This window comes from Streptomyces hainanensis (assembly GCF_004348415.1).
Classification (GTDB): Bacteria; Actinomycetota; Actinomycetes; order Streptomycetales; family Streptomycetaceae; genus Streptomyces; species Streptomyces hainanensis.
The window spans coordinates 1-5,946 of the sequence record NZ_SMKI01000464.1; the positions used below are offsets into that span (position 1 = coordinate 1).

The following is a 5,946-nucleotide window of genomic DNA, read 5'->3' on the forward strand; positions in this document are numbered from 1 at the left end:
CCCCTTTGCGTTCCGCGCTCCGCGCGGAGTGGTGCGCGCTGCGCGCGGCCGCCGGCCCGGCGGCGAAGCCGCCGCCGACCACCGGCCGCACCGCGCGGAGCGCGCGGCGCCTACGGCAGGTTGCGCGCCATCACGACCCGCTGCACCTGGTTGGTGCCCTCGTAGATCTGGGTGATCTTGGCGTCCCGCATCATCCGTTCCACCGGGTAGTCGCGGGTGTAGCCGTAGCCGCCGAGCAGTTGGACCGCGTCCGTGGTGATCTCCATCGCCGCGTCGGAGGCGTAGCACTTGGCCGCCGCGCCGAAGAAGGTCAGGTCGGTGTCCTCGCGCTGCGACCTGGCGGCCGCCGCGTAGGTGAGCTGGCGGGCGGCCTCCAGCTTCATCGCCATGTCGGCCAGCATGAACTGCACGCCCTGGAAGTCGCCGACCGGCTTGCCGAACTGCTTCCGCTCCCGCACATAGCCCTTGGCGTAGTCCAGGGCGCCCTGCGCGATGCCGAGCGCCTGCGCGGCGATGGTGATCCTGGTGTGGTCCAGGGTGCGCATCGCCGTGGCGAAGCCGGTGCCCTCGGCGCCGATCATCCGGTCGGCCGGGATCCGCACGTTGTCCAGGTAGACCTCGCGGGTCGGCGAGCCCTTGATGCCCAGCTTCTTCTCCGGCGCCCCGAACGAGACGCCCTCGTCGGCCTTCTCCACCACGAAGGCCGAGATCCCGCCGCGGGTGCGCTTCTCCGGGTCGGTCACGGCCATCACCGTGTAGTACTCGGAGACGCCCGCGTTGGTGATCCACCGCTTGACGCCGTTCAGTACGTAGTGGTCGCCGTCCCGCACCGCCCGGGTCTTCATGCCGCCCGCGTCCGAGCCGGCGTCCGGCTCCGAGAGGCAGTACGAGAACATCGCGTCGCCCTTGGCCAGCGGCGTCAGGTAGTGGGCCTTCAACTCCTTGGAGCCGGACAGCATCACCGGCAGCGACCCCAGCTTGTTGACCGCCGGGATCAGCGAGGACGAGGCGCACACCCGCGCCACCTCCTCGATCACGATCACCGTCGCCAGCGCGTCGGCGCCCGCCCCGCCGAACTCCTCCGGCACGTGCACCGCGTGCAGGTCGTTGGCCACCAGCGCGTCCAGGGCCTCCTGCGGGAAGCGGCCCTGCTCGTCCACGTCGGCGGCGAACGGGGCGATCTTCGCCTCGGCCAGCGCGCGGACGGACTCCCGGAGCATCTCGTGCTCCTCCGCCGGACGGTACAGATCGAAATCCGCGTCTCCTGCCACGTGCTCCCACTCCTTGTCGACCAGCGCCGTTGCTAATGACTGTTAAGTAACTTCTAGCCGTACCCGCATCGTAGGACGGGGAGACCGCCGCCGACAGGTGAGCTTCCCGACAACCGGCCTTCACCCCCGAGGGCTATGCTCGTGGGCATGTCTCCGAAGATCACGGTCATCGGCCTCGGTTACCTCGGCGCCACCCATGCGGCGGCCATGGCCGAGCTCGGCTTCGAGGTGCTCGGGCTCGACGTGGTCCCGGAGAAGATCGCCAGGCTCGCCCGCGGCGAGGCCCCGATGTACGAGCCCGGGCTCGACGAACTGCTGCGCAGACACGTCGCCGGGCTGCCGGGATCCACCGGCCGGCTCTCGTTCACCGAGTCGCCCGCCGAGGTCGCCGCCTTCGGCGACATCCACTTCGTCTGCGTCAACACGCCGCAGAAGCCCGGCGAGTACGCCTGCGACATGAGCTATGTCGACGCGGCCGTCGACGCCCTGGCCCCGCACCTCACCCGCCCCGCGCTGGTGGTCGGCAAGTCCACCGTGCCGGTCGGCAGCGCGGCCCGGCTCGCCCGCCGGCTGGCCGAGCTGGCCCCGGCCGGCGCCGACGCCGAGCTGGCGTGGAACCCGGAGTTCCTGCGCGAGGGCTTCGCCGTCGAGGACACCCTGCGCCCCGACCGGATCGTGGTCGGCGTCACCGGCGAGCGCGCCGAGACGCTGCTCCGCGAGGTCTACGCCACCCCGCTGGCCGGCGGCACCCCCTTCATCGTCGCGGACCTGCCGACCGCCGAGCTCGTCAAGACGGCGGCCAACGCGTTCCTCTCCACCAAGATCTCCTTCATCAACGCCATGGCCGAGATCTGCGAGGCCGCCGACGGCGACGTGGTCACGCTGGCCGAGGCCCTCGGCCACGACGACCGCATCGGCCGCAAGTTCCTGCGCGCCGGCATCGGCTTCGGCGGCGGCTGCCTGCCCAAGGACATCCGCGCCTTCATGGCCCGCGCCGGCGAGCTGGGCGCCGCCGAGGCGCTGTCCTTCCTCCGCGAGATCGACTCGATCAACATGCGCCGCCGCGCCGCCATGGTCGAGCTCACCAGGGAGACGCTGGGCGGCTCGCTCCTCGGCAAGCGGGTCGCCGTGCTCGGCGCCGCCTTCAAGCCGGACTCGGACGACGTCCGCGACTCGCCGGCGCTCAACATCGCGGGACAACTCCACCTCCAGGGCGCGGAGGTCACCGTCTACGACCCCAAGGCCATGGTCAACGCCCGCGGCGTCTTCCCCACCCTCCGCTACGCGGACACCGCCGCCGCGGCGATCCAAGGCGCGCACGCCGTGCTGCACCTCACCGAGTGGCGGGAGTTCCGCGAGCTCGACCCGGCGGCCCTCGGCGAGCTGGTCGCCGACCGCCAGGTGCTCGACGGCCGCAACGCCCTCGACCCCGCGCTGTGGCGCAAGGCCGGCTGGACGTACCGCGCGCTCGGCCGACCCACGGCCTGAATTCTCAACTGTTCCTCAACTATTCCGCATTCCGCTCAATAACCCGTCCGCGGGGCGCTATCGTCCCGCCATGTCAGAGATCACGGGGACCAGAACGGCCGACGCGCCGCAGGCGGAAGGCGACACCGAACTCAAGCGGGTAATGGGGCCGGGGTTACTCCTGCTCTTCATCGTGGGCGACATTCTCGGCACCGGCGTCTACGCGCTGACCGGCCGGGTCGCCGCCGAGGTCGGCGGGGCCGTGTGGCTGCCGTTTCTCTGCGCCTTCACGGTCGCGTTGCTGACCGCCACGAGTTATCTGGAACTCGTCACCAAATATCCACGGGCGGGCGGCGCCGCCGTCTACACGCACCGGGCGTTCGGCATCCACTTCCTCACCTTCCTGGTGACCTTCGCCGTGATGTGCTCGGGCCTGACCTCGGCGTCCTCCGCCTCCAAGGCCTTCGCGGCCAACCTGCTGTCCGCGCTGGACATGGACGGCGACACCGGCCGGATCGCGATGGTGATCGCGCTCGGCTTCATGGCGGCGATCAGCCTGGTCAACCTGCGGGGTGTCGGCGAGAGCGTCAAGGCGAACGTGGTGCTCACCGCCGTGGAACTCTCCGGACTGCTGATCGTGATCGGCGTCGGGGTTTGGGCGATGACCCAGGGAAAGGCCGAGTTCTCCCGCATCACCGAGTTCGACACCTCCGGCGGTGAAACGGCCTTCGGCGCCGTGACCGCCGCGACCGCACTCGCCTTTTTCGCGATGGTCGGATTTGAGGATTCGGTGAACATGGCGGAGGAGACGAAGGACCCGGTTCGCATCTTTCCCCGCATGATGTTGATCGGCCTCTGCATCACCGGTGTTATTTACGTGCTGGTCGCGATCGCGAGTGTCGCCCTGGTGGAGCCGAGGCTGCTCGGCGAGGGCGAGACGCCGCTGCTGCGGGTGGTGCAGGCCGGCGCGCCGGGCTTCCCGATCGACCTGTTCGCCTGGATCACCATGTTCGCCGTCTCCAACTCGGCGCTCATCAACATGCTGATGGCCAGCCGACTGCTCTACGGCATGTCCAGGGAGCGTTGCCTGCCCGCCCCGCTCGCCCGGCTGCTCCCGGGCCGCCGCACCCCCTGGGTGGCGATCACCTTCACCACCCTGCTGGCGTTCCTGCTCATCGGCTACGCCGACCTGACGGCGCTCGGCGGCACCACGTCGCTGCTGCTGCTCTGCGTCTTCGCGGTGGTCAACGTCGCCGTGCTGGTGCTGCGCCGCGACAAGGTCGCGCACCGCCACTTCCGCGCCCCCACGGCGCTTCCGGTGCTGGGCGCGGTGCTCTGCGCCTACCTCGCCACCCCGCTCTCCGGCCGCGCCGGCGCGGACTACCGGGTCGCCGGCTGGCTGATGCTGCTGGGCGTCGCCCTCTGGGCGTGTGTCTGGCTCGGCGACCGGGCGCTGGCCGCCAGCCCGCTGGGCGCGGGTCCATCGGCCGACGCGGACCGGCCGGCGAAGCCGGCCGGGCCTGACGGCCCGGAAGGACCGCGGGCCGACTGACCGCCGGGCCGGGCCCGGCTTGGTAGCCGGCGGTGTGCCGGCGGAGGTGCGGCCGTTGGCTTCTGGGGGGCCGGGTGCAAGTCCGGCCCGCCAGGCCGGTTGGCGCGACGCGGCCACGGCTTCGTCCGCCTGCCGGGTGGCTGTGGGGTGAAGAGGCTGGCTTTGGCCGGCCGTGCCGCGCACGGCCGGGGCCGCGCCCCTGGCCTGAGGATCGGGCCGGGCCCGACCAGTTGGCCGCCCACCGCCCGCCCGTCGCAAGCCCGGCCCGCCAGGGCCGGTCCGCGCCGCGCGGCCACGGCTTCGCCGGTCTTCCGCAGGCGCGACCCGGGGCCCCGGGCCACGGGTGTCGGTGAGGCCGGCCCGGCCAGGGCCTAGTGACCGGCCACGACGCCGGACAGTTCGTTCGGCGGGGCGTCCAGCGTCACCGAGTCGGTGATCTCCCCCGACGCCAGGTCCACGGCGTGGAGTTCACCGGTCGCCGGGTCCGTCACATAGGCCGTGGCGCCGCGGGTGAAGAGCGCCGGCCGCGGCTCCTGCCACTCCAGCGGCTCGCTCCACTCCTCGTCCAGCACCTGGATGGTCCGCGTCACCTCCGCCGACTCGGGGTCGATCACATGGATCGCGCCGTCCGAGCCGAGCACCAGCGCCTCGCCCTCCGGGCCCCGGGCCAGCGAGCGGAAGGTGTAGCTGGTGCCGAGGTCGACCCGCTCCAGGGTGCCGTGCTCGGTGTCGATCAGCGCGACCTCCTCGGGCCGCTCCAACTCGGCCTGCGGGTCCTGCTTGTAGTCGGCCAGCACGATCGGGGACACGTCCGAGCCCGCCTGGTTGCCCATCCGGCCGTACTCGGTCGGGCTGTCCACCTTGGTGAACTCGCCGTCCCGGTAGACCACCGCGCCGTCCTCACAGCCGATCACCACCGCCTCGCCCCGCGCCGTGGACTCGCCGTGCACCCCGGGGCACTCCTCGGTGCGCGCGATCTCCTCGCGGTTCTCGTCGAGGGCCAGCACGCCGGTGCGCTCCTCCTCGGTGCCGAGCGTCACCACCAGCTCGCCCGTGGACAGCTCGATCGCCACCCCGTGGTGCGCGTCGGCCGCCTGGTACGTCTCGGTCTCCGGCGGCTCGCCGGCGTCGAGGCCGGCCGGGTCGAAGCCGGTCACCTCGCCGGTGCCGTCCGCGAACAGCACGGTCCGGCCGGCGTGCCGCACCACGTGGCCCGGCTCGGGGGCCGCGAACTCCAGGTCGGTCAGCTCGCCGCCGACCGCGTCGAGCACCCGGAAGCCGGTCGAGGTGGAGATCAGCACGTGCCGGTCGTCGCCGGCCGGGTTGACCCGGTTGAAGCCTTCGAGGGGGATGTCGGCGGCGACCTCGAACGTCTCGCCGTCGACGACGTAGATCCCGCCGTCGTAGGTGAGCACCAGCGGGTCCGCGATGTTCGCGGCGGCCGTCGGCGCGGCCGCGTCGTCCGGCGCGTCGTCGGACGAGTCGCCGCCGCAGGCGCTCAGCGACGCCACCGCCGCCACGGCGGCCGTGACCGCCACTCCGGCTCTGCGCAGTCGGTGCCAGGCGTACTCGGTGCCCAGGCGTTGCACCGGGTCGCCCGGCCCGGCGAGGTTGAAGTAGAAGAGCGGCTCGAAGATCGTCCCCGGCCCCTCGACC

At 72.1% G+C, this 5,946-nt stretch carries 4 protein-coding genes; 2 read left to right on the forward strand and 2 right to left on the reverse strand.

Annotated features, from left to right (window positions below; translation table 11 throughout):
- Window positions 1-110: 110 nt before the first annotated feature.
- Window positions 111-1,271 (reverse strand): acyl-CoA dehydrogenase family protein, encoded by a 1,161-nt coding sequence (locus E1283_RS30150; protein WP_132821345.1) that lies wholly within the window; start codon window positions 1,269-1,271, stop codon window positions 111-113.
- Between the two features lie 147 nt (window positions 1,272-1,418).
- Here E1283_RS30150 and E1283_RS30155 point away from each other — a divergent pair, with 147 nt between their 5' ends.
- Window positions 1,419-2,759, forward strand: a complete 1,341-nt coding sequence (locus tag E1283_RS30155) for a UDP-glucose dehydrogenase family protein (protein ID WP_132821346.1) — start codon at window positions 1,419-1,421, stop codon at window positions 2,757-2,759.
- Window positions 2,760-2,829: 70 nt separating this feature from the next.
- Complete coding sequence (locus E1283_RS30160; RefSeq protein WP_132821347.1) at window positions 2,830-4,290, forward strand: APC family permease; 1,461 nt, start codon at window positions 2,830-2,832, stop codon at window positions 4,288-4,290.
- Window positions 4,291-4,661: 371 nt separating this feature from the next.
- On the opposite strand, the gene aztD is transcribed toward E1283_RS30160, so the two are convergent.
- Window positions 4,662-5,843 carry a zinc metallochaperone AztD gene (aztD, locus tag E1283_RS30165; RefSeq protein ID WP_132821348.1) on the reverse strand — a complete coding sequence of 394 codons (1,182 nt, stop codon included), beginning with the start codon at window positions 5,841-5,843 and terminating at the stop codon, window positions 4,662-4,664.
- Window positions 5,844-5,946 lie beyond the last annotated feature (103 nt).